The 21864-nt window shown below is 74.2% G+C and carries 20 protein-coding genes; 10 read left to right on the top strand and 10 right to left on the bottom strand.

Features of this window, described 5'->3' with window-relative positions:
- Positions 1-50: 50 nt before the first annotated feature.
- Positions 51-1502 (top strand): cryptochrome/photolyase family protein, encoded by a 1452-nt coding sequence (locus tag D7147_RS11220; RefSeq protein WP_120676432.1) that lies wholly within the window; start codon positions 51-53, stop codon positions 1500-1502.
- A gap of 65 nt (positions 1503-1567) precedes the next feature.
- On the opposite strand, the gene D7147_RS11215 is transcribed toward D7147_RS11220, so the two are convergent.
- From D7147_RS11215 to D7147_RS11205, 3 genes are read right to left on the bottom strand one after another with little or no spacing between them, the layout of a single operon-like run.
- Positions 1568-2467 (bottom strand): alpha/beta fold hydrolase, encoded by a 900-nt coding sequence (locus D7147_RS11215; protein WP_120676430.1) that lies wholly within the window; start codon positions 2465-2467, stop codon positions 1568-1570.
- On the bottom strand, positions 2464-3402 hold the full coding sequence (locus D7147_RS11210) for an SDR family NAD(P)-dependent oxidoreductase (protein WP_120676428.1): 939 nt from the start codon (positions 3400-3402) through the stop codon (positions 2464-2466). Before D7147_RS11210 ends, D7147_RS11215 begins: the two co-directional genes overlap by 4 nt.
- Positions 3395-4879 (bottom strand): flavin-containing monooxygenase, encoded by a 1485-nt coding sequence (locus D7147_RS11205; RefSeq protein WP_120676426.1) that lies wholly within the window; start codon positions 4877-4879, stop codon positions 3395-3397. Before D7147_RS11205 ends, D7147_RS11210 begins: the two co-directional genes overlap by 8 nt.
- 108 nt (positions 4880-4987) lie before the next feature.
- Here D7147_RS11205 and D7147_RS11200 point away from each other — a divergent pair, with 108 nt between their 5' ends.
- Entirely contained in the window at positions 4988-5650 is a 663-nt protein-coding gene (locus tag D7147_RS11200) for a TetR/AcrR family transcriptional regulator (RefSeq protein ID WP_120676424.1), read from the top strand.
- Here D7147_RS11200 and D7147_RS11195 read toward each other — a convergent pair.
- The 3 genes from D7147_RS11195 to D7147_RS11185 are packed head-to-tail and all read right to left on the bottom strand — an operon-like array spanning position 5620 to position 7107.
- The gene (locus tag D7147_RS11195; RefSeq protein WP_147434558.1) at positions 5620-6162 is read right to left on the bottom strand and encodes a PH domain-containing protein; all 543 of its coding nucleotides are present in this window, start codon (positions 6160-6162) and stop codon (positions 5620-5622) included. The genes D7147_RS11200 and D7147_RS11195 overlap by 31 nt on opposite strands.
- Positions 6163-6172: 10 nt before the next feature.
- Complete coding sequence (locus tag D7147_RS11190) at positions 6173-6634, bottom strand: hypothetical protein (RefSeq protein ID WP_120676420.1); 462 nt, start codon at positions 6632-6634, stop codon at positions 6173-6175.
- Positions 6631-7107, bottom strand: coding sequence for a hypothetical protein (locus D7147_RS11185; protein ID WP_120676418.1), 477 nt, complete (start codon positions 7105-7107; stop codon positions 6631-6633). Before D7147_RS11185 ends, D7147_RS11190 begins: the two co-directional genes overlap by 4 nt.
- Before the next feature lie 44 nt (positions 7108-7151).
- On the opposite strand from D7147_RS11185, the gene D7147_RS11180 reads away from it, so the two are divergent.
- The 6 genes from D7147_RS11180 (at position 7152) to D7147_RS11155 (ending at position 15351) form a co-directional block, all read left to right on the top strand.
- A complete protein-coding gene (locus tag D7147_RS11180) occupies positions 7152-8129 on the top strand; it encodes a helix-turn-helix transcriptional regulator (RefSeq protein WP_120676416.1) in 978 nt (325 codons plus the stop codon).
- A gap of 87 nt (positions 8130-8216) precedes the next feature.
- The gene (locus tag D7147_RS11175; protein ID WP_158609344.1) at positions 8217-8843 is read left to right on the top strand and encodes an ATP-binding cassette domain-containing protein; all 627 of its coding nucleotides are present in this window, start codon (positions 8217-8219) and stop codon (positions 8841-8843) included.
- On the top strand, positions 8840-10117 hold the full coding sequence (locus D7147_RS11170) for an ABC transporter substrate-binding protein (RefSeq protein ID WP_158609343.1): 1278 nt from the start codon (positions 8840-8842) through the stop codon (positions 10115-10117). The genes D7147_RS11175 and D7147_RS11170 overlap by 4 nt, the downstream gene beginning before the upstream one ends.
- Positions 10114-11874 carry an ABC transporter permease gene (locus D7147_RS11165; protein WP_120676412.1) on the top strand — a complete coding sequence of 587 codons (1761 nt, stop codon included), beginning with the start codon at positions 10114-10116 and terminating at the stop codon, positions 11872-11874. The genes D7147_RS11170 and D7147_RS11165 overlap by 4 nt, the downstream gene beginning before the upstream one ends.
- Positions 11871-14264 carry a tetratricopeptide repeat protein gene (locus D7147_RS11160; RefSeq protein WP_120676410.1) on the top strand — a complete coding sequence of 798 codons (2394 nt, stop codon included), beginning with the start codon at positions 11871-11873 and terminating at the stop codon, positions 14262-14264. Before D7147_RS11165 ends, D7147_RS11160 begins: the two co-directional genes overlap by 4 nt.
- A 274-nt stretch (positions 14265-14538) precedes the next feature.
- Positions 14539-15351, top strand: coding sequence for an alpha/beta fold hydrolase (locus D7147_RS11155; RefSeq protein ID WP_120676408.1), 813 nt, complete (start codon positions 14539-14541; stop codon positions 15349-15351).
- Between the two features lie 100 nt (positions 15352-15451).
- Here the strand turns inward: D7147_RS11155 and D7147_RS11150 are convergent, their stop codons facing one another.
- The 3 genes from D7147_RS11150 to pdxR all read right to left on the bottom strand — a co-directional run bounded on the left by D7147_RS11150 (position 15452) and on the right by pdxR (position 19736).
- The gene (locus D7147_RS11150; RefSeq protein WP_120676406.1) at positions 15452-17527 is read right to left on the bottom strand and encodes an NPCBM/NEW2 domain-containing protein; all 2076 of its coding nucleotides are present in this window, start codon (positions 17525-17527) and stop codon (positions 15452-15454) included.
- Between the two features lie 190 nt (positions 17528-17717).
- Positions 17718-18089, bottom strand: coding sequence for a nuclear transport factor 2 family protein (locus D7147_RS11145; RefSeq protein WP_120676403.1), 372 nt, complete (start codon positions 18087-18089; stop codon positions 17718-17720).
- 156 nt (positions 18090-18245) lie between these two features.
- On the bottom strand, positions 18246-19736 hold the full coding sequence (gene pdxR / locus D7147_RS11140) for a MocR-like pyridoxine biosynthesis transcription factor PdxR (RefSeq protein ID WP_120676401.1): 1491 nt from the start codon (positions 19734-19736) through the stop codon (positions 18246-18248).
- Positions 19737-19809: 73 nt separating this feature from the next.
- On the opposite strand from pdxR, the gene D7147_RS11135 reads away from it, so the two are divergent.
- A complete protein-coding gene (locus D7147_RS11135) occupies positions 19810-20421 on the top strand; it encodes a LysE family translocator (protein WP_120676399.1) in 612 nt (203 codons plus the stop codon).
- A gap of 9 nt (positions 20422-20430) precedes the next feature.
- Positions 20431-21213: a B3/B4 domain-containing protein gene (locus tag D7147_RS11130; protein WP_120676397.1), complete on the top strand. Its 783-nt coding sequence runs from the start codon at positions 20431-20433 to the stop codon at positions 21211-21213.
- Here the strand turns inward: D7147_RS11130 and D7147_RS11125 are convergent.
- Positions 21149-21751 carry an MBL fold metallo-hydrolase gene (locus D7147_RS11125; protein ID WP_120676395.1) on the bottom strand — a complete coding sequence of 201 codons (603 nt, stop codon included), beginning with the start codon at positions 21749-21751 and terminating at the stop codon, positions 21149-21151. The genes D7147_RS11130 and D7147_RS11125 overlap by 65 nt on opposite strands.
- Positions 21752-21864: the final 113 nt, after the last annotated feature.

The raw sequence follows: 21864 nt of genomic DNA, 5'->3' as shown, positions 1-21864 counted from the left end.
TACGCATCCGGTATGGGACACAGCCGCGCTCAAGTAGGCAGAATTGGCTCATGTCTTGCCGTCGATGGCTGCTCGCCGACCAGCTCGGGCCCCACTTCCTCGACGACTCCGACCAACCGGTGCTGCTCATCGAGGCGCGGGAGCTGTTCCGGCGGCGACCGATGCACCGGCAGAAGGCTCACCTGATCCTCTCCGCGCTGCGGCACCGCGCCGCCGAACTGGGCGACCGCGGGCTCCTGCTGCGTACCGGCACGTTCCGGGAGGCGTTCGACCAGCTCGCCGAGCCGGTCGAGGTCTGCCATCCACACTCGCGGGCGGCGATGCGCTTCGCACGATCCGTGCCCGGCCTGGCGATACTGCCGGCCCGCGGGTTCATCACCAGCCCGACGGAGTTCGCGGCCTGGGCCGAGCGGCAGCGTGGCCCGCTGCGGCTGGACGATTTCCACCGGCACGCCCTGCGCCGCCACGAGGTGCTCTCCGCCCCGGCCGAGAGTGCGTCGACCCACCGTCCACCCCGCTCGACCGACGCGACCCGGCCGGTGCCGCCGCCACCGCCGGTCGTCGAGGACGAGATCGACGCGCAGGTGCGCCACGACCTCGACCGGTGGGCGGCCGACGGGGTCCGGTTCATGGGCCGGGACGGCCCGCGCCGCTTCCCGGCCACGAACACCGAGGCGCAGGCGAGGCTCGCGCACTTCCTGCGCCACCGGCTCCCCGAGTACGACCGGTACGCCGAGGTGATGAGCGCGCACGACCCGCTGCTGGCGCACAGTGGCCTCTCCTCGTCGTTCAACCTCGGTCTGCTGGACCCGCGACCGGCCGTCCGGGCGGCGGAACAGGCGTGGCACGATCGGCTGGCCCCGCGGGCGGCGGTGGAGTCGTTCATTCGTGGCCTGCTCGGCTGGCGGGAGTTCCTCTGGCAGCTCTACTGGTACGTCGAGCCCCGACCTCTGGGCGAAGGTTGGCTGGCCGCCACCGAGCCGATGCCGCAGTGGTTCGCCGAGCTGGACGCGGACGCGGTCGAGGCGCGCTGCCTCGCCGACGTGCTGGCCACGGTGCGGGACACGGCGTTCACCCACCACGTGCCGCGGCTGCTGGTGCTCGGCAACTACGCGCTGCAACGCGGCTGGCGGCCGGCCGAGCTGGTCGACTGGTTCCAGCGCTCGTTCGTCGACGGTGCGGACTGGGTGATGAACGCGACGGTGCTCGGAATGAGCCACCACGCCGAGTCGCCGCCGGTGGAGACCCGTCCGTACGCGGTGGACGGCACGTACATCGACGAGATCAGCGACTACTGCGTCGGGTGCCGCTACTCGCCGGAGCGGGCGCTCGGTGACCTGGCCTGCCCGTACAGCGGCGGGTTCGAGATGTTCCTGCACCGCAACCGGGCTCGGCTGGTCGACGACCCCCGGCTCGCCGCGGAGCTGGCCTGCCGCAACGAGCCGGAGCACCGGGACGCGGTGCTGGCCCAGGAGGAGAAGCGGGGCAGCACCGCGCCCTGAGCGGGTGCTTGAGAAGGCCATGCCCTACTGCGCCGGGCGAGCCTCCTCGAACACCAGCTGACCGTTCAGCTGCCCGCGTCGGGGGCGGGCCCGGTGGTGGTCGTCGGCCGGCCGCCGGTGGGCACGGAGACGCCCCAGAAGTCGAGCAGAAGCCGGTGGAACTCCTCGGCCCGCTCGATCTGCGGCAGGTGCCCGCAGTCGGGGAAGAGATGGGTGCGCGCCTTCGGCAGCGCGGCGCGGGCGGCCTCGATGTGGGCCGCCGGCAGGACCCGGTCCCGCTCACCCCAGACCACCAGAGTGGGCACGTCCAGCTCGGCCATCCGGGCGAGCAGGTCCTGCCGCCACTGCTGGCGGACGCCCTGGTACTGGCCGAGGCTGCGGGCGGTCGCCAGCAGCACCCGGGCGGTGTAGGGCAGGCGCGCGGCCTCCAGGGCGTACGTGATCCGCTCCGCGGTGGCGAACGCCGGGTCGTGGAAGAGCGCCAGCTCCGTCCGGCGGGCGGCCGCCCGACTCGGCACCAGCATCGCCCGGCCGAGCGGCCGCAGCGTGAGCAGCCGCAGCGCGAGGGACACCTCCCGGCCGAAACCGGCGCTGCCGACCAGCGCGAGGCTCCCGACCCGGTGACGTTCGGTGACGGCCAGCTGCATGGCGATCGCCCCGCCGAGCGAGCTGCCGACGAGGTGCGCCGGCCGGTGCACGCCCACCGCGTCGAGGTACCGACCGACGAACCGGGCCAGCGACGGCAGGTTGTAGGGGTCGACCATCGGGAGTGACCCGCCGTAGCCGGGAAGGTCGACGCTGTGCACCCGGAACCGCTCGGCGAGCAGCTCGTGCTGCGCGGCGAAGTCGCGCATGCTCCGGCCGATGCCGTGCAGCAGCACCACCGGTTCGCCGACGCCGTCGATCCGGTGCCGTACCCGCCGGCCGGCGACGGTGACGTGCCGCGGCCGCTCTGCCGTGGTCATGTCGCCTCCCTCGTGTTCTCGCCCGCGGGTTGGTCGACCCGGCGCTGGGCGGGCACACCAGACGCCGGTGACGTGGGAGGCGGCGACCCGCCCGACCGGGCCGGCGCGGCGACCCGGCGCAGACCGAGGGCGAGGACCCGGCCGTACGAGGCGGGCGCGAGCCGGGCCAGCAGGTCGGGCAGCTTCGCGGACCAGCCGATCAGCACCCGGCCGCGCCGGCGCGCCACGGCGCGCAGGATCACCTCGGCGGCGGTGGCCGGCGCGATGGTGAGCAGCTTCTCGAACTGACGCAGGCCGCGCTCGTGCTCGGTGACGTCGACGCCGCTGCCGACTCGGGCGTTGGCGGCGATGCGGGTGTTGATCCCGCCCGGGTGAACCGAGGTGACGCCGATGCCGTCGTCGACGAGCTCGTGACGCAGCGCCTCGGTGAAGCCGCGGACGGCGAACTTGCTCGCCGCGTACGCGGCCTGCCCGGCGGGGGCGATCAGGCCGAAGAGGCTGGAGACGTTCACCAGGTGCGCGCCGGGCTCGGCCTTGAGCGCGGGCAGCAGTCGGTGGGTCAGCCGCACCACCGCCCGGAAGTTGATGTCGACGACCCAGCTGAACTCCTCGAGGGTCACCTGGTCGAAGCGGCCGCCGAGGGCGACCCCGGCGTTGTTGATCAGCAGCCGGACGCGGGGGTGCCGTCGCCGGATCTCGGCGGCGACCCGGTCCGTGGCCGCGGCGTCGGCCAAGTCGACGACATGGGTGTCGATCTCCAGGTCGGGGTGGGCGGCGTGGAGGGCGGCGGCCACGGCGTCGAGACGTTCGGCGTCCCGGTCGAGCAGGACGAGGTGGCTGCCGCGTCGGGCCAGCCCGTCAGCCAGCGCCGCGCCGATACCGCTCGCGGCGCCGGTGAGCACGGCCGTACCGGCGGCGAAGTCGAAGCTACGCACGCGTCACGCTCCTCTCCGGACTGCCCGCGCGGGAGAACCGCACGCCCTCGTCGTCGAGCCGGCCGTGCCGCAGCAGCAGCACGTCCCGGGGGTAGTTCTGGTACAGCCGCCAGGGCGCGGAGCGGCCCTGCTTGGGCAACGCGTCCAGGCTACGCAGCACGTACCCCGAGCGGAGGTCGATCAGCGGCACCCGGTCGTCGTCCGGCGGCGGCTGCGGGGTGACGATCTGCTGCCCGGTGCGGTCCAGGTGCCGCAGCAGCCGGCAGAGGTAGGTGGCCACCAGGTCGGCCTTCAGCGTCCAGGAGGCGTTGGTGTAGCCGATCGTCATGACGAGGTTCGGCACCCCGGAGAGCATCATGCCCTTGTAGGCGACGGTCCTCGCGAGGTCGACAGCGGTGCCGTCCACCCGCAGCGTCAGGCCGCCGAGGGCGAGCAGGTTCAGGCCGGTGGCGGTGACCACGATGTCGGCGGGCAGCTCCTCGCCGGAGGACAACCGGATCCCGCGCTCGGTGAACGTGTCGACGGTGTCGGTGACCACCGAGGCCCGGCCGGAGCGGACGGCGGCGAAGAGGTCCCCGTCGGGCACGACGCAGAGCCGCTGGTCCCACGGGTCGTAGCGGGGCGAGAAGTGCCGGTCGACGTCGTAGCCGGGCGGTAGGTGACCGCGGGCGGCCCGCCGCAGCACCCTCCGCATGAGGGCGGGCGCTCGCCGGCTGAGCTGGAAGTTGGCGGTGGCGAGCAGGACGTTCTTCCAGCGGACCACCGGATAGACGGCCCTGGCGGGCAACCAGCGCCGTAGCGCGTCGGCGAGCCGGTCCCGGGAGGGCAGCGCGACGATGTAGGTCGGTGAGCGCTGGAGCATGGTCACGTGCTCTGCCCGGTCGGCCATCGCCGGCACCAGGGTGACCGCGGTGGCGCCGCTGCCGATCACGACGACGCGCCGGCCGGTGTGGTCGAGGTCGGCCGGCCACTGTTGCGGGTGGACCAGCCGTCCCGCGTAGCGCTCGACGCCGGGCAGCTGCGGGGTGTAGCCGGCGTCGTAGCGGTAGTAGCCGGCGCAGACGTGCAGGAACCCACAGGTCAGCACCGTCGTCTCGGCGGTGTCGTCGCGCTGGACGTGTACCGTCCAACGCGCCGTGACGCTGTCCCATTCGGCGCTGACCACCCGGTGCCGGAACCGGATGTGGCGCTCGACGTCGTACTCGCGGGCGGTGTCGCGGACGTACTCGCGGATCGAGTCGCCGTCGGCGATCGCCTTCGGGTTCGTCCAGGGTTTGAAGGAGTAGCCGAGGGTGAACATGTCCGAGTCGGACCGGACGCCCGGATAGCGGAACAGGTCCCAGGTGCCGCCGATGGCGTCGCGGGCCTCCAGCACCGCGTACGTCTTGTCGGGACAGTCGCGTCGCAGCTGGCAGGCGGCGCCCACACCGGACAGCCCGGCGCCGACGATGAGCACGTCGACGTGATCGCAGGCCATGGCAGCTCCCCGGGGCGGTGGACCGGACCCTATCCATCGGCGTCGACGCCGGTCAACACCCTGTCAACAATCTCGACACCCTGTCGAAACCCGCTAGCATCGACGACCATGACGACCGCCCGCGCCGCCGCCGGGACCGCCAGCACGCGCGGCCGACGGGTCGGCCGTCGCTCCGGCGACCAGCGTGAGCTGGCGATCCTCGCCACCGCGGAGCGGCTGATGACCGGCCGGCCGTTCGCCGAGATCTCCATCGACGACCTGGCTCGCGGCGCCGGCATCTCCCGCCCCGCCTTCTACTTCTACTTCCCGTCCAAGGACGCCGTGCTGCTGACCCTGCTCGACCGGGTCACCGAAGAGGCCGACGCGGCGGCCGGCACCGTGCTGGACCGGGTCGCCGAGGACCCGCGAACGCGCTGGCGGGAGCTGATCAGCCGGTTCCACGACACGTTCCGCGCCCACCGGGCCGTCGTGCTGGCCTGCGCGCAGGCGCGCACCACCAACCCCGAGGTACGCGAACTCTGGGCGGCGGTGCTGGAGCGCTGGGTACGGTGCACCGAGACGGCGATCGAGGCCGAGCGGCGGCGCGGCGCGGCCCCGGACGGGCTGCCCGCCCGGGACCTCGCAGTCGCGCTGAACTCGATGAACGAGCGGGTCACCTACGCGACGCTCGCCGGAGACGGGCCGGCCGTGGCCGAGGCGGACGTGGTCGACGTACTGCTCGACGTCTGGCTCTCCGCGATCTACCGCAGCACCACTCCGCCGTCCGCCTGAGCCGGGACGCGGCCGCGAACGTCGGCCAGCTCGGCGTCGAGGCGGTTCAGCAACCGCTCGAAGTCCGACTCGGAGAGCACCGGTCCGACCTCCTTGCGCCACCCCATCGCCCGGGACCGGCGCTGGACCGGTGTCTCGAACGCACCGTCGACGGTCAGCACCCAAACCGCCTGGCGGATCGTCGGCTCGCCGAGGAGTAACGCGCGACGGGCCACGAACCCCGTCACCTTCTCCCACGGCAGCGTCCGGGTGCGAAAGACGTGCCGCAGCCGGACGCCGCGCTCACCGACGTACACCCCGGCCTGATGCAGCCGGGCCGCGAACGTCAGCCAGACGCCCATGAGAGCCATCGCGCCCGCTATGCCCAGCGCGGTGACCACGTCGACTCCACCGGCCAGCGCTTCCCCGCCGTTTACCAGAAGCAGCACAGCGAACACGGTCCCGACCAGAAGGAACAGGCTGGTGACCACCTGCCGCCCCCGCCACGGGTCCATCCGGATCCATCTCCGCACGGCCGAGAGACTAGTCGAGCGACGCTCGGGTGAACTCCATGATCCAGTTGGTCTCCCAGGTGCGCCCGCCGTCGGTGGAGAACGCCTGCTCCCAGCGGGCGGAGGTCGCGGTGATCTCCGACCAGATGAACCGGCACCGGATCGGCCGGCCCTCGTCGACGTCGTCGGCGTAGAAGGTGCCGACGCCGTCGACGAACCGGCCGACCAACGGCGGCGTCTCCACCACTCCTTTGGCGCTGTTCATCCAGTAGATGGACCACTCACCGCTGGCCGGGTTGAACGTCCGTACCGTCGCGCCGGAGAAGTCCTTGGTGGGGAAGGTGATCTCGTCGAAGCTGCCGGCGCCGTCGAAGAACCGGCGAGCCACCTTCACGCTCGGGAACTCGTCCCACTCGTCGGAGCCGACGTGCCGCTTGGTCAGCCGCCGGTTGACGATGTCCCAGGTGCCGACGAGGAAGTCGAAGTCGTTCATCGGACGCCCACCGGCCCCTCGGCGCGCGTGTCGGTCAGGTACGCCTCGACGTCCGGTCGCTGCGGCGCGAGCACGTGCCGGATCCACGCGGCCCGCTCGTGCTCCAGCACGCCGAGCTCCCAGACGCAGCCCATCGCCGGTCGGTTCAGCGGGACGAAGTGGGTCGGGTCCTCGTCCGGGCAGCCCAGCACCGGCTGGCCGGCCACGGCGCTGCGCACCTCGATCACGTTGTCCCAGGTCCAGCAGTACGCCAGCAGGTAGGCGCCGGTGTCCGCGCCCCGGTGCAGCACCACCCAGCCGGCGGGCGGGGTGCCGTCCGGCTCCGGCAGCAGGGTCGGCAGCACCTCGTACGCGGCCTTCTCCACCTCCGGCTCGATCGGTCGCTCGGGTTGGTCGACGTGGTAGCGCTTGAGCTGCCGGCCGGCGACCGTGATCGGCCCCGGCACCTGAAGGTTCTTGTCGCGAAATGCCATGCCGGGACGGTAGAAGCACTCTCCTGACAACTAGTGTCAGTGGAATGCGGGCCAGTCGACTCGTCTCCCTGCTGTTGCTGTTGCAGGCGCGCGGCCGGCTGACCGCCACTCAGCTCGCCGAGCGGCTGGAGGTCTCCGTCCGGACCATCTACCGGGACGTGGAGTCGCTGCACGCCGCCGGCGTTCCGCTCTACGGCGAGGCCGGGCACGCCGGCGGCTACCAGCTGGTCGACGGATGGCGGACCAGGTTGACCGGGCTGACCGCCGAGGAGGCGGACCGGCTCTTCCTGACCGGACTGCCCGGACCGGCCGACGAGCTGGGCGACGGCGCGGTGGTGGCCGCGCTCCAACTCAAGCTGCACGCCGCGCTGCCGCCCCCGCTGCGTGAGCGGGCCACCCTGCTCCAGCAGCGATTCCACCTCGACACCCACGGCTGGTACGCCGACGGTGACGCGTCACCACACCTGACGTCCACCGCCGACGCGGTCTGGCGGCAGCGACGCGTCGAGGTCCGCTACCGCAGCTGGAACGGCGAGGTGACCCGCGTCCTGGAGCCGTACGGGCTGGTCCTGAAAGCCGGCCGCTGGTACGTGGTGGCCGGCCGGCCGGAGCGCGCCACCCCGGCCACCTACCGGGTCAACCAGATCCTCGCGCTGACCCCGCTCGACGAGGGGTTCGACCGGCCCGCCGACTTCGACCTGCCGGCCTGGTGGCGCACGCACGTACGCGAGTTCCGGGCCCGGCTGCACCGGGACGAGGCGACCGTGCGGCTCTCCCCCGCCGGCCGGAAGCGGCTGGGCGAGATCGCCAACGACGTGGTGGTCGCCGCGGTGGATGCCAGCGCGGGGCCACCGGACGGGAACGGCTGGACGACCGCCGTACTGCCGATCGAATCGCTCACCCACGCGCACGGCGACCTGCTGCGCCTCGGCGCCGAGGTGGAGGTGCTCGCGCCGGCGGAGCTGCGCGACCGGCTGGCCGCCACCGCCTCGGAACTGGCCCGGATCTACCAGCCGACCTGATCACGACTCCAGCATGGAGCGTGGCGGCGGACATCGATCACCGGCGTGATGTGCCACCCTGGGAGAGGGACGACGACGTCACCGGAGGTGAGAGTCACGCTACGGCTACGCGCGCTGATTCCCGTACCGGACACCGGGCCGGTGACCCTCGAGGTGCCGGCGGGCCGTACGGCCGCCCTGGTGGCGCCGCCCCGCCTCGGCACCGCGGTCGCCCGCGTGCTCGCCGGGCTCGCGCCGCCCCGGGACGGGCGGATCCTGGTGGGCGAGCGGGACGTCACCGACCTACCGCCGCCACGCCGGCAGATCGGCTACGTGCCGGCCGGCGGGGCGCTGCTGCCGCAGCTGACCGTACGCCGCAACATCGAGTACGGGCAGCGCAAGCGGGAACGGGTCCGGGAGATGGCCGACGACTGGACGGCGACCGTCGTCGAACGCCTGGAGCTGGCACCCACCCTCGCCCTGCTGCCGCACGTGCTCTCCGACGCCCAGCGGTTCCGCGTGGCGTTGGCGCGGGCCGCCGCCTGCCTGCCCGAGGTGCTCGTCATCGACCTGCCGTCCGGGCTGGCAGACGGCGGTCGCCTCGACGACCTGCTCCCCCGGCTCTCCCCGGCGGACGCGCCCGGCGTGTCCGTGCTCGTCTGCACCACCGACCCGGCCACGTTGGCGCAGATCCCCACCCGGGTACGGCTCGACCCCGAGGCGGGCCGACGGTGACGGCGTCGGGGCGGACGAGCCGTCGCACGCTGCTGCGGGCCACCGCGGCCGGCGCCGCGACGATCGCGACGGGTTGCTCCGACGGTGGTCGGGCCGTGCAGGTGGCGGTGGTCTGGAGCGGCGGGGAGCTCGCGCCCTTCCGCGCCGTGGTGGCCGGGTACCACGACCCGGTGCACGTGGTCAGCGCCGGCAACGACATCGACGCGTTCCTGCGGGCCCGGCAGCTCGCGGGCACCAGCCCCGACGTGGCGATCCTGCCCCGCCCGGGCCTGGTCACCGAGTACGCCCGGCGGGGCTGGCTCAGCCCACTGACCCCGGCGCCCGGGCACACGGTGCCCGACGGCCTCACCAGGCTGCTCCACGCTGACGGGCGGCCCTACGGCGTCTGGGTGAAGGCCGCGCACAAGTCTCTCTTCTGGTGCCTGCCCTCGGTGCTGCCGCAGCCACCGGCCACCTGGGACGAGCTGGTCGCGCTCACCCGTCGGCTCGCTACCCGGGCCCGAAGCGGCGACGGCCCGGCCCCGCTGGCGGTCGGCGCCGCCGACGGCTGGGTCCTCACCGACTGGTTCGAGAACGTGCTCGCCGACGTGGCGCCCGACGGGTACGACGCGCTCGCGGGGCCGCGGGGCGACTGGCAGGGCCGGCCGGTGCGCGACGCGTTGGACCGGCTCGCCGAGATCTGGAGCATCGACGGCGCGTTCCCCGGTGGCGGTCGCCGGGCGCTGCTCACCCAGTACGAGGAGTCGGTCATCCAGGTGGTGCACACCCGCCGGGCGGTGACGGTCTTCGAGGGTGACTTCGCCGACGGTGTGGCCCGACGCTTCCGGCGCGGGGCGGAGGAGCCGTCGACCTTCCGCTTCCCCGGCACCCGGCCCGGCGAGGGCCCCCTCATCGTCGGTGGTGACGCCGCCGTCGCGTTCGCCGGCGCCCAGAGCGGAGTCGAGCTGGTCCGCTGGCTCACCGACGCCACCGTCTTCCGGCCCTGGCTGCGCGCGGGCGGCTACCTGTCACCGGACGTCGCCGTGCCCCTCGCCGACTACGCCGACCCGCTGCGTGAGCGACTGGCCCGGGAGATGCGTACCGCCGGAACCGTACGGTTCGACCTCTCCGACCGCCTGCCCGGCCCGTTCACCGGCACCGACGGGGTCGGCATCTGGCGGATCATGCAGGACTTCTTCTCCGACGTGACCGACGGCGTACCGGCCGCCGAGGCGATCCGGCGGAGCACCAAGCTGCTCTCCGCGGCGGCGCGCGGCGCCGGTGGTGGCCGATGAGCGGGCTGCCCGTGCTCGGCGAACCGGTCGTGCTCGACGACGTCGGGCCGCCCCGCCGCGGTCGGGCGTACCCGGCGGCGCGCGCCTCCACCGCCCTGCTGCTACCCGCCGCGCTGCTCCTCGGCGGCCTGGTGCTCTGGCCGGTGCTGCGGACCCTGCACGCCAGCGTCACCAGCGACGGCCGTTGGGTCGGCGCCGCGCACTTCAAGGCCGTGCTGGCCGCGCCCGGCACCGGCGCGGTGGTCGGTCGTACAGTGCTGTGGGCGCTGCTCGTGCCGGCCGTGGTGACCGGGCTCGGTTACCTGCTCGCCGTCGCCTCCCGCCGCTCCGAGGAGGGCCGGCTGGTCCGGCTGATCCTGGTGGTGCCGACCGCGCTGCCGCTCGTGGTCACCGGCGTGACGTTCCGCCTGATGTACGACCCGGACCCGTCCCGGGGACTGGCCACCCTGGTCGCCGCGCGGCTGACCGGGCGCGGCGGCGACGACGTGCCGCAGCTGCTCGGTCCGGGCCTGGTCACCGTGGCGCTGATGTCCGCCTTCGTGTGGGCGTGGGTGGGCCTGGCGATGCTGGTGTTCCGGGCCGCCCTGGACCGGCTGCCGTCGAGCCTCGCCGACGCGGTCCGCGCGTACGGCGGAACCCGCCGGCACGTGCTCTGGGACGCGCAGTGGCGTCCGCTGCTGCTGCGTACGGTCGCGGTGGTCTTCGCCCTCGTGGCGCTCGGCACCAGCCGTACCTTCGACCTGATCCTGGTGATGGCGCCCGGGTCGGTGCGGGACGAGGCGGCGGTGCTCGCCCTGCGGGTCTGGCAGACCTCCGGCGGCACCACCACCGGCGAGGGCGCGGCGCTCGGCGTGATCTGGCTGGCGGCGGTCGCCGCCGGCATGCTGGTGGCGGCGCTCTTCATCCGGCAGGCGTGGCCGCCCCCGCGGGCCGCCGAACCGGACCCGGTGGCGGCTCCGCCGCCACGGCTGTTCCGGCTGCTCGCCGCCGGCGCCGCCGCGGCCTGGCTGGTACCGCTCGCGGCCCTGGTGGCGACGTCGCTGCACGGGCCGGTGGACGCCGCGGCGCGCAGCTGGTGGTCGGCGCCGCCGAGCCTCGCCTCCTACCGCGAGGTGCTCACCGGTTCGGAGCTGTGGCGGTCGCTGGGCTTCACGTTGCTGCTGGCCGCCGGGGTCACCGCCACGGTGCTGGTCGTCGCGCTGCTCGCCGCGTACCCGCTGGCCGGGCTGACCGGGCCGGCCGCGCAGGTGACCGGCCTGCTGCTGATGATCGCCGTCGTCGTGCCGGTGCAGGTGATCGCCGGGCCGGTCAACGAGGTGCTCGGGGTGGCGCTCTCCTCCGGCACCGCCCGTGGTCTGGTGCTGGTGCACGTGGCGCTGGGGGTGCCGTTCGCGGTGCTGGTGCTGCGCAACGCGTTCGCGGACCTGCCGACCGGTCGGATGCGCGCCGCCCAGCTGGGTGGCCGGCACTGGTGGGGCACGCTGCGCCGGCTGGCCCGGCACTGCCGCCCGGCGATCGTCGCGGTGTCGGTGCTGGAGTTCGTGCAGGTCTGGAACGACCTGGTGGTCGGGCTGCTCTTCAGCGGCCCGGACTCGGCTCCGCTCGGGCTGTTCCTGGCCGGGCAGACTCGCGGTTTCGTGGCCAACAGCGGCGCGCTGGCGGCCGGCTCGGTGCTCGCCTCGACGCTGCCGGTGCTGCTGGTCGTGCTCGCCCGGCGGCATCTCGTCGCCGGCCTCGTCTCCGGTGGTGTCCGGTGACCGGCCCGACCGGTCGCGAGGGCGGACGACCGCCCCGCTGGCCGTTCCTGGTGGCGGTCAGCACGGTGGTCGGCGGCGTGATCGTCAACCTGGCCAGCAACCTCCTCTCCGAGCTGGCCGCCGGCATCCTCGGCCCGGCGAGCCTCGCCCTGGTGATCAGCGGCGGGCTCGGCTGGGTGGTGTTCGACGTACGCCGCCGCCGGGCCGGGCGGCTCGACCGGCCGGAGTCCGGGGAGGCCGTCTCGGCCCCGAGCGGCGCGCCGACCCTGCCGCCGGAGCGGATGAACGGTTGGCCGTCGCCGGGACGAATGCCCGGTTGGGACGCCGCTGTGGACGACGTCACCGAGCTGCTCGGGCGCGAGCAGGCAGTGGCCGTACGGGGGCGGCGGGCTGTGGGCACGTCGGCGTGCGCGATCCAGGCCGCCAACCGCTGCCGCGGCGACTTTCCGGACGGGCAGTACTACCTCGACCTGCGCCCCGGTGGGCGGCCCCGCTCGGCAAGGCAGGTGCTCACCGCGCTGGCCCGCATCCTGGGCACACCGCCGCCGACCTCCGGCCGCGCGCAGGCGCTCGCCGAAGCGGCCGACGCGCTGCGCCGGCACCTCGACGGCCGGCGGATCCTGGTGGTGCTCGACAACGTCGACCGCCCCGAGCAGGTGCGTCCGCTGCTGCCGCCGACCACCCGCACCTGCCGGCTGCTGCTCGCCGGCGGGCCGGCGCTGATCGGTCTCCAGGGTGTGGCGGAGCGCTGGATCAACGAGCCCGACGTCGACGACGCCGTCGAGATCTTCGCGGCGGGGGGCGCGGCCGCCCCCGCCGCCCGCAACCGTCGCGTCGACCCGCGCACCGACCCGCTCGTGCGGGACATCGTGGAGATCTGCGGACGGCAACCCCGGGCGGTACGCGCGCTGGGCTACCGGGCGGCGCAGCACAGCTGGCGGCACGCGGACGTGCTCGACGCGCTGCAGCGGGCGGTACGGACACCGCCGCACCAGCGCATCGCACTCGCCCCGGCCGCCCGGCTGCTCACCGAGGCCGACGCCGCGTACCGGGCGCTCTCCGCCGAGGCCCGCCGGCTCTACCGGCTGATGTCGCTCACCCCGGCCCCGGTGGATCGGGCGACGATCGCGGCGCTGGCCGCCCGCCGCCCCGAGCAGGTGGCCACGCTCCTGGACGAGCTGACCGCCACCGCGTTCGTCCGGGGCCGCGACGGCGACCGCTATGAGATCCGCCCGCCGCTGGCCGGGTACGCCCGGCTGCATCTGCGCGACGGTGAACCGCTCCGCCGGCGCGTCGCCGCGCAGGCCCGGCTCACCCGGCACCTGGCGAAGCACGCCGAGCGGCACGCCGCCGGCCTCGCCGCGCTCGGGTCACCGCCGGACCGGGAGTGGACGCTGCCGCTGGACGAGGACCCGTACGGCTGGTTCGACCTGCACCAGGAGCTGCTGCTGGCGGTGGTGCGGGTGCCTGCCGGCGCGGCCGAGACGCTGCCGCGCCGGGTCCGCCGCTGGTGGTTCCGGCTCGCCGTGGCGCTCTGCGGCTGGCTGGCGCACGCCGAGCGGCTCGACGAGTGGGAGCAGGTCTGCACCACGGTGCTGGCCACGCCCACCGCCGAGGACCGGCCCGAGGTCTCCGGCTGGGCACACAACGAGTTGGGCGCGCTGCACCGGCGTCGGCACGATCCGCACGGCGCCGTCGCCGTGCTGCACCTGGCGGTCACCGAGCGCGGCCGGCGGGCCACCGCCCAGGCCCGGATGAACCTCGGGATCGCCCTGCTCGACCTGGGGCAGCTCGACGACGCGGTGGACCACCTGGCCCGATCGCGGCGGCACCGCTCCGGCTCGGACCGGGCCGGACTCGCGCTGACCGACCTGGCGCTGGGCGCCGCCCGGCTGGCCCGGGGTGAGTGGGACGGCGCGCACCGCCACCTGGTCCGGGCGGCGAACACGTTCAGCGCGCTCGGCGACGCACGCGGCTACGCGGCCGCGTTGACCAACCTGGTGCTGGTGCACGCCGGCCTCGGTGAGCACCTGGACGCGGCGCAGGCGTGGCGTGCGGCGCTGCGCGAGTACGACTCGGTCAACGACCCGACCGGTCGGGCCGCGGCGCTGCTCAACGCCGGCGCTGCGCTGCTGACCGCAGCTCCGGGGCAGGCCCGTCAGGCGTACGACTGGCTGGCCGAGAGCCGCCGGCTACGCGAGGGCAGCCGGCTGACCGCCGGGCTGGGCCGCACCCTGCTCTACCTCGGCGACGCGGCGGCGGCCCTGGACGATCCGGACGAGGCCCGCCGGCACTGGGTCGACGCGGTGGGGATCTGCGAGGCGGTCGGGGACACCGCCGGTCAGACGGCCGCCGATGCCCGTCTGAACAGCCCCGTCCACGAATCCTGACCCACCACCCGCCCCGCCCCGCCGCGCCCGCCCCGCCCCGCCCCGCCAAGAGCTGCGCGCTTTCAGAGAAAGTGCTGTCTCAACACGCGCCGAGGCAACACTTTCTCTGAAAGTGCACCGCGCCGAGCCGAGCGGGGGGTGGCGGCGACTTTGATGATCGTCGTCGTGGCGGGCCGCGCGGGGGTTGATCGGTCTGGATCTGGATAGGATCGAACGATTTGTGACTTCGGCTCGGCGGGGGCTTGGCGACCCCGGCGGCGAGATGGGAGATGAGATGGGCGACGCGCAGCGGCGGTTCGGTGGCCTCGCCGCCGACAGCCACGGGGCCGACGGCGGCCGCCCGCCGTTGGTGCTGGTGCACGGCCTGACGTACGACCGGACCCAGTGGGGGCCGACCCTGCGCGAACTGGCCGCGCTCGATCCGGGCCGGCGGGTGCTCGTGCTCGACCTGCCCGGACACGGTGAGTCCCCGGGACGCGAGTCGTACCAGACCGCTGACGTCGCGGACGTGGTGCATGCGGCGGTGACCGAGGCCGGCCTGGACCGGCCGGTGCTGGTGGGCCACTCGCTCGGCGGGGCGTTGGCCACGATCTACGCCGCCCGCCACCCGACCCGCGGGGTGGTGAACGTGGACCAGCCGCTGCTGCTGGGCCCCTTCGGTGAGCTGCTGCGCCGCAACGAGCCGCTGCTGCGCAGCCCCGAGTACCTGCGGCTCTGGGAGTCGCTGCTGGCCGGGATGGGGATCGACCAGTTGCCGCCGGCCGCGCAGGAGATGGTCCGTACGGCCACCACTCCCCGCCAGGAGCTGCTGCTCGGGTACTGGGGCGAGATCCTGGTGACGGCGGACGAGGCGTTCACCGCGCAGCGGGTACGGGAGCTGGAGCGGATCCGGTCGCTCGGCGTTCCGTACCACTACGTGGCGGGCAGTGAGCCGCCGCCGCCGTACCGGCAGTGGTTGGAGTCGGTGCTGCCCAACGTGATCATCGACGTCCTGCCCGGCGGGAGCCACTTCCCGCACCTGTCGCACCCGGCCGAGCTCGCCCGGATCATCGCCGACGTCGGCAGCGGCCCGTCGGGCGATCGCTGATCCACGCGGCTTTCCCTCACGTCGGCCCCCGTGACGAGGCCGAACGGAGGACGGCGGCGCACCCGGATGATTACGTCACCCGGGTGCGCCGGCATCCGCCTCAGCAGGTGACGGTCAGGCCCGCCCAGTCGGCGCGGTCGTTGTAACCGCCGTCGCCGGCGTCACCGACCACCAGGTCGAGCACCCGGACGCCGGTCAGGTCGACGTCGACCTGGTGCACCGCGTCCCGGGTCACCACGCCGCTGTCGTACAGCACCTTGCCGTCGCCGACGACCTGGAAGGTGGCGGTGCCACCGTCCGGGCCGACGTTGTTGACCGCGTCGTCGATGCCGACGACGGCGGCGAGCCGGCCGCACTGGTCACCGACGTAGTAGCGGACCGTGGACGGGGAGGCGACACCGAGGCCGGTCGGGTAGACCTGGCCGAGCATCTTGATCGGCGATCCGCCGCCGACGCTCTGGTCGACGGTCGGGCTCATCCAGCCGCTGGTGGCGCTGATCCAGGTGTGGTGCGACAGCAGGGCCTCGCCGTCGGGCGGCACCGGCGCGACCACCAGGGTCGCGGCCGTACGCTGCCGCAGCCGGCCGTGGCCGAGCACGTCGTACGAGGTGGTGGCGGTCAGCGTGGCGGTGCCGGGGCTCGCCGTGGCCGGCAGGGTCACCGCGAAGCCGAGCGTGGCGCTGCCACCGGGGATCAGCAGCTTCGGCGCCCGGCCGAGCGCCCGGACCTGCCAGCCGTCCGGCGTGCTCAGCGTGACCTGCGGGGTGAAGACGGGCAGCAGGCCGTCGTTGCGGACGGCGACCTGGACTGTCGCCTCATCCCCGCCGGCGAGCACCGGTGCGGTGCCCTCGGGCAGCGCGTCGCCGCCGACCCTCGTCACCTGCGGAAGCCCGGCGGTGACGTGCGGGACGCCCGGCAGGCCGTGCGCCTTCGCGACGCGGAACAGCGCCGCGCCGTGGGCGGGGACGGCCGCGCTGATGGTGCCGGCGCTCTCGGTGACCTGGTCGGTCCAGGCGTTCCTGAGGGTGAACCGGCTCCCGCTCAGGCCGACGGCCGACGCCTTCGCGGTGAGGGTCTTCGAGCTCTCGCCGCGGTTGAGCAGCAGCACGGCCCGGTCACCGTTGGCGAGGCGCTTCACCCACGTCTCGGTGGTGCCGGCGGGGCCGACGCGGACGGCCTGCACGGCCGCCGGGTCCTGGTTGATGGCGAGCGCGTCGGCGTCGGTGAGGATGTCGACGGAGGTCTGGCCGAGCTTACGGATGTCGCTGCCGACGATCAGCGGCGCGGCGGCCACCGACCAGAGCGACATCTGGGTGCGGAACTCCTCGTCGCTCATGCCGAGCTCGGGGGCGAGGTAGTCCGGGTCGTTGAAGCGGCCCGGCCCGGCGACCTCGGGGTGCCGCGCGTTCGCGTCGTAGTTGCGCAGCACGTCCTTGAACTTGATGTCGCCGACGAAGCCGACGTCGGTGTACGTCCGCCAGGACTGCGCGATCTCCGGGGCGTACGTCCACGAGTACGTGGACTGCTGCTCCTCCGGGTAGTTGCCCCAGTCGGGCGAGGTCACCGGGTTGCAGAGGTTGAAGATGATCGGACGACCGCTGGCGTTGTTCCGCAGCGCCCGGGCGAACTCGGTGTAGGCGGTCTTCGGGTCCAGGTCGGCGGCGATGCCGCAGAGGAAGTCCACCTTGACCGCGTCGAACTCCAGGGCGGCGAAGTGGTCGGCGTCGCGCTGGTAGTAGCCGCCGCCGCTGCCGAGCCCGCACTTGCCCGGGATGTACGGCCCGGCGTCGGTGTAGATGCCGGCCCGCAGACCCTTGGAGTGGATGTAGTCGACCAGGGGCTTCAGACCGTTGGGGAAGCGGGTCCGGTCGGCTTGGAGGTCACCGGCGGCGGTGCGCGGCTCCGGGTCCTGCCAGCCGCCGTCGAGCCAGACGATGTCGTAGCCGGCCTTGGCCATGCCGCGGGCGACCAGGGCGTCGGCGACTTCGCGTACCGACTGCTCGGAGAAGTTGCCGCCGAGTCCGAAGTAGGTGTTCCAGCCCTGGTAGGGGGTGGGGCTCAGCACCTGCTGGGGTGCCGGCCGCGCGCCGGTGGCCGGGGCGGCCTGGGCGGGCGCGGGTACGACCAGCAGGCCCGCCGCGAGGGCGAGCAGGCCCGTGAGGGCGTGTCGTTTCACATCGGATTCCTTTGCTCCCGGGGGTGGACGGACGCCCCGAGATCCTCCATCCGGTTGCGAAGACGTGTCAATAATATTTCGTAAATTACGAGTACTGGTTTCGCGCGTGCTCCTCGCCGACGCCCCGGCGGATCAGTCGGAGGGTGGCTCCGGCCCCCACGGCCGCCGACGGCCGTCGGGCCGGGCGCGTTCAGGCGTCGGGATGGTCGACGATGGCGCCGGACGAGTAGTGGATCGTCTGCGCCACCAGCAGCCCGTCCCGGACGACGTAGGTGTCCACCCCGTCGTGCAGGGCGATGTCGCCGGCGGAGCACCGGCCGGACCAGACGAGCATCCCCACGTCGCCGTCGACGAGCACCTGCCGGTACTGGTAATCCCCGTCCTGGACGTAGGTGCGCAGGATGGCGGCGAGATGCCGTACGCCGTCGTGGCCATGGTGGACGCCCTCGGCCGAGAGCAGGCGGACGGCGGGGTGGTAGTTCTCCCGGAGGTCGCCCTCGAGGTCTCCCCGCATGCGACGGCGCAGGTGGTCCAGCACGACATCGCGGGTGGTGCGAATCATGTGCCTCTCCTGTCCGACTCGTCCGGGATCCTCGCGCCGGTCTACCCGGCAGAGGCTGCGGGCACACGCGCGGGGACAGGCGGGCCGGTCGGCGAGGCCGACCTGACGGAGCCCCCGGCGGTCCGGTGCCGGTGTCCGGGCGCTGCCGTCGCGGTCTCAGGAGGTGCGCGGTCGACGCAGCGCGGCGGCGATCGTGGCGATGCCCTCCTCGATGTCGCTCGCGGTGTTGGCGGCGTAGCCGAGCACGAGGCCCGGCCGGCTCGCCCGCTGGCAGTGCCACGACAGCGGCTGCACCTTCACCCCGCGTTCGAGGGCGGCGACCGCCAACGACGTGTCCGTGACGTCACCGTCCAGGGTGACCAGCAGGTGCAGGCCGGCGGATGCCCCGTGCACGGTCGCGCCGGGCAGGTGCCGGCCGATGGCGGCGACCATCGCGTCGCGGCGGCGGACGTGGCGACGCCGGAGCAGCCGCAGCTGCCGCTCCAGCGCGCCGGAGTTCATCAGTTCGGCGAGCACCAGCTGCGGCAGCACCGAGGTGCCGAGATCCGCGTTGCGCTTGGCCGCGACCACGGCGTCCCGGTGCCGGGCGGGGACGAGCAGCCAGCCCACCCGCAGCGCGGGGGCGAGCAGCTTGGAGACGCTGCCGGCGTAGCCGACGTGCTCCGGCAGCAAGCCGCGTAGCGCCGGCACCGGCGGGCGGTCGTAGCGGTGCTCGGCGTCGTAGTCGTCCTCGACGATCAGGCCGCCGTCGCGCGCCCAGGCGATGAGCCGGCGACGCCGCTCGCCGTCGAGCACCACGCCGGTGGGGAACTGGTGGGCCGGGGTGAGCATCACGGCGCGGGCGCCGGTGGCGACCAGCTCGTCGACCCGCAGCCCGGCCGCGTCGACGGTGACCGGCGGAGTGGCCATGCCCCAGTTGTTCAGATGCTGCCGGACCCCCAGCGACCCCGGCTCCTCCACGGCGATCCGGTCGACGCCGTCGCGGCGCAGCGCCTGGGCGAGCAGACCGAGCGCCTGGGAGACGCCGGCGGTGACGATCACCTCGGCCGGTTCGACGGCGATGCCCCGGTTGCGCGCCAGCCAGGTGGCGACCGCGGCGCGCAGCGCCGGCGCGCCGCACGGGTCGCCGTAGCCGAAGTCGGACGCGGCGAGCCGCCGCAGCACGGTCCGCTCGGCGCGCAGCCAGTCCGCGCGGGGAAAGGCGGCCAGATCGGGTACGCCCGGGGTCAGGTCGATGCGCGCCGGTGCCGTGCGTACCGCGTCGAAGATGTCGCTGCCCGGATCGGGCGGGAAGAGCGTGGCCGGGACCGGCGCGGCGGCCGGGGCCGGCCGAGCGGGCGGCAGCGGCGGCGGCGCGGCCACGACCACGGTGCCGGCCCGCCCATAGCCGGCTACCCGGCCCTCCTCCCCCAGCCGCTGGTACGCCTCGGTCACCACCCCCCGGGACACGCCGAGGTCGGCGGCGAGCACCCGCGACGCGGGGAGCCGGGCGCCGACGGCGATCCGCCCGTCGGCGATCGCGGCGCGCAGCCGCTCGGCGAGCCAGGCCGCGCGCCCGCCCGACGGCGCCTCGGTGACGTCCAGGTGCAGGAAGTCCGACCCCGCGGTTATGGACCCCTCGGACGGCTGCGGTTTGGCCCTGCCCATCGGTCCATCGTGGCAGCACTGTGAGGGGTGGCGGCCACGGGGTCGCCGCGTATCCGCGCACGGAGGGATCGTCGTGAACGTCGCTTTCCTGCTCACCACGCTCGTCGTGGTCGTCACACCGGGCACCGGGGTGATCTACACGGTCTCGGCCGGCCTCTCCCGGGGCGCTCGAGCCGGCCTGGTCGCCGCGGTCGGCTGCACCCTGGGCACGGTGCCGCACCTGCTCGCCGCCGTCACCGGGCTCGCCGCGCTGCTGTCGGCCAGCGCCACGGCCTTCCACGCCGTGAAGTACGTCGGCGTGGCGTACCTGCTCTACGTCGCCTGGGCGACCCTCCGCGACCGGGACGCTTTCACCCCGGCGGCGGAGCCGACGCCCCGATCGGCGCTGCGGGTGATCGTCACCGCCGTGCTCGTGAACCTGCTCAACCCCAAGCCGACGCTCTTCTTCGTCGCGTTCCTGCCGCAGTTCGTCGACCCGACGGGCCCAGCGGCCACGCGGGGCATGCTCGCGGCCGGCGGGGTCTTCATGCTGCTCACGCTCGTGGTGTTCGCCGGCTACGGGACAGCTGCCGCCGCGGTGCGCGACCGGGTGCTGTCCCGGCCCCGGGTCACCGCCTGGCTGCGCCGCGCCGTCGCCGGCACGTTCGTGGCGCTCGGCGTCTCCCTCTTCCTCGGCGACCGGTAGGAGGAACCCGTGCGGTTCGAGCACTCCGCGCCGGTACGGGCGGCCTTCCCGGGGCTCGTCGCGGGCGTCCTGGTCGCCACCGGCATCACCCCGGACGTGTCCGCGGGGCCCCGGGTGGCGGCGTTCACCGGCCAGGCCCGGACCCGGCTGTCGGCCGGCTCCGAGGCCGGTTTCCCCGAGATCCAGGCGTGGCGGCGGGCGTTCGCCGCGATGGGCGTGAAGCCCACGCAGTACCGGTGCGCCGCCGAGGCGTTGCTGCGACGGCTGCGGATCGACGGGAACCTGCCCCGGCTGCATCCGCTGGTGGACCTCTGCAACGCGGTCTCGGTGGCGTACGCCGTCCCGGTCGCGGCACTGGACCTGGACCGCATCACCGGGGACCTGACCGTGCGGCACGCGCACGGCGACGAGGAGTACCTGACGTTCGCCGGCGGTGTCGAGCGGCCGGAGCCCGGCGAGATCGTCTTCGCCGACGCGGCGGGACGGGCCCACGCGCGCCGGTGGACCAACCGGCAGAGCGGCTGGTCGGCGGTGCGGGCGGAGACGTCTCGCGTGCTCGTCGTCGTGGAGGGGCTGCACAGCACGGCCGACGCCGATGTCACCGATCTGCTCGACACGCTGCGGACGGAGGTGGCCGTACTCTGGTCGCCGCCGGCCGCCCACGCCCTGCTGACCGGGGCCCGACCGGCGTTCGAGGTTCCGTCGGTCGCGCTGCCGCCCCAGGAAGTCAGGCGGTCTCCTCCGGCGCCAGGTGGCGGTAGCCGGGAACGGTCTCGGCCAGCCAGCCGGTGACACTGGCCAGGCCGCGCTCGTTGAGCTGCGCGTCGTGGATGGTGTACGTGTGCCGCGCGCCGACCGCCTGCGCGAACGCGATCGCCTCGCCCAGCCGCAGCCACGACGCCTGCCCAGGGATCAGCAGCGTGCGCACCGGCTCCTGCGGCACGTGCAGCGAGTCCCCCGGGTGGTAGACGTCGTCGTCGACCAGGTAGCCGAGGTTGACGCAGTCCGGCTGCCTGTCGTGGATCACGGCGTGCCGGCCACCGACCGCGGTCACCGGGAAGCCGGCGGCGACGAACCGCTGCCCGGCCCGGACCGGGATCACCGGCAGCGGGGCCAGGTCGGGCAGGTGGGCGCCCTCCGGGGCGTACACCGGCACGCCGAGGCCGGCCAGGCGGAGCACGTCGACGTGGTCGCTGTGTTCGTGGGTCACGAGGACGGCGTCCGCGCCGGCCAGGGCGCGCGGTTCACTCCACGTGCCGGGGTCTACGACCAGCACGCCGCCGTCGTGCTCCAGCCGCACGCAGGAGTGGGTGTACTTGGTGATCCGCATCCGGCGACGGTAACCCCCGCCTCCGCCGGGCAGGTGCGCGCGAACGCGGCCGGTCGCAGCGGTTGATCGACTCGGGGTCCTTGGTATCGGGGTGTCCGGGTCGCGCGGATGCC

Origin of the sequence: Micromonospora musae, assembly GCF_003626545.1 — a bacterium.
In the GTDB taxonomy this organism is placed as follows: Bacteria; Actinomycetota; Actinomycetes; order Mycobacteriales; family Micromonosporaceae; genus Micromonospora; species Micromonospora musae.
This window is presented reverse-complemented; position numbering and strand designations above follow the sequence as displayed.

What these genes read in the sequence shown, in the direction of transcription:
- D7147_RS11220 (WP_120676432.1), top strand. Translation starts at nt 51, where the DNA reads ATGTCTTGCCGTCGATGGCTGCTCGCCGACCAGCTCGGGCCCCACTTC.
- D7147_RS11215 (WP_120676430.1), bottom strand. Translation starts at nt 2,467, where the DNA reads ATGACCACGGCAGAGCGGCCGCGGCACGTCACCGTCGCCGGCCGGCGG.
- D7147_RS11205 (WP_120676426.1), bottom strand. Translation starts at nt 4,879, where the DNA reads ATGGCCTGCGATCACGTCGACGTGCTCATCGTCGGCGCCGGGCTGTCC.
- D7147_RS11200 (WP_120676424.1), top strand. Translation starts at nt 4,988, where the DNA reads ATGACGACCGCCCGCGCCGCCGCCGGGACCGCCAGCACGCGCGGCCGA.
- D7147_RS11190 (WP_120676420.1), bottom strand. Translation starts at nt 6,634, where the DNA reads ATGAACGACTTCGACTTCCTCGTCGGCACCTGGGACATCGTCAACCGG.
- D7147_RS11185 (WP_120676418.1), bottom strand. Translation starts at nt 7,107, where the DNA reads ATGGCATTTCGCGACAAGAACCTTCAGGTGCCGGGGCCGATCACGGTC.
- D7147_RS11180 (WP_120676416.1), top strand. Translation starts at nt 7,152, where the DNA reads ATGCGGGCCAGTCGACTCGTCTCCCTGCTGTTGCTGTTGCAGGCGCGC.
- D7147_RS11165 (WP_120676412.1), top strand. Translation starts at nt 10,114, where the DNA reads ATGAGCGGGCTGCCCGTGCTCGGCGAACCGGTCGTGCTCGACGACGTC.
- D7147_RS11155 (WP_120676408.1), top strand. Translation starts at nt 14,539, where the DNA reads ATGGGCGACGCGCAGCGGCGGTTCGGTGGCCTCGCCGCCGACAGCCAC.
- D7147_RS11145 (WP_120676403.1), bottom strand. Translation starts at nt 18,089, where the DNA reads ATGATTCGCACCACCCGCGATGTCGTGCTGGACCACCTGCGCCGTCGC.
- pdxR (WP_120676401.1), bottom strand. Translation starts at nt 19,736, where the DNA reads ATGGGCAGGGCCAAACCGCAGCCGTCCGAGGGGTCCATAACCGCGGGG.
- D7147_RS11125 (WP_120676395.1), bottom strand. Translation starts at nt 21,751, where the DNA reads ATGCGGATCACCAAGTACACCCACTCCTGCGTGCGGCTGGAGCACGAC.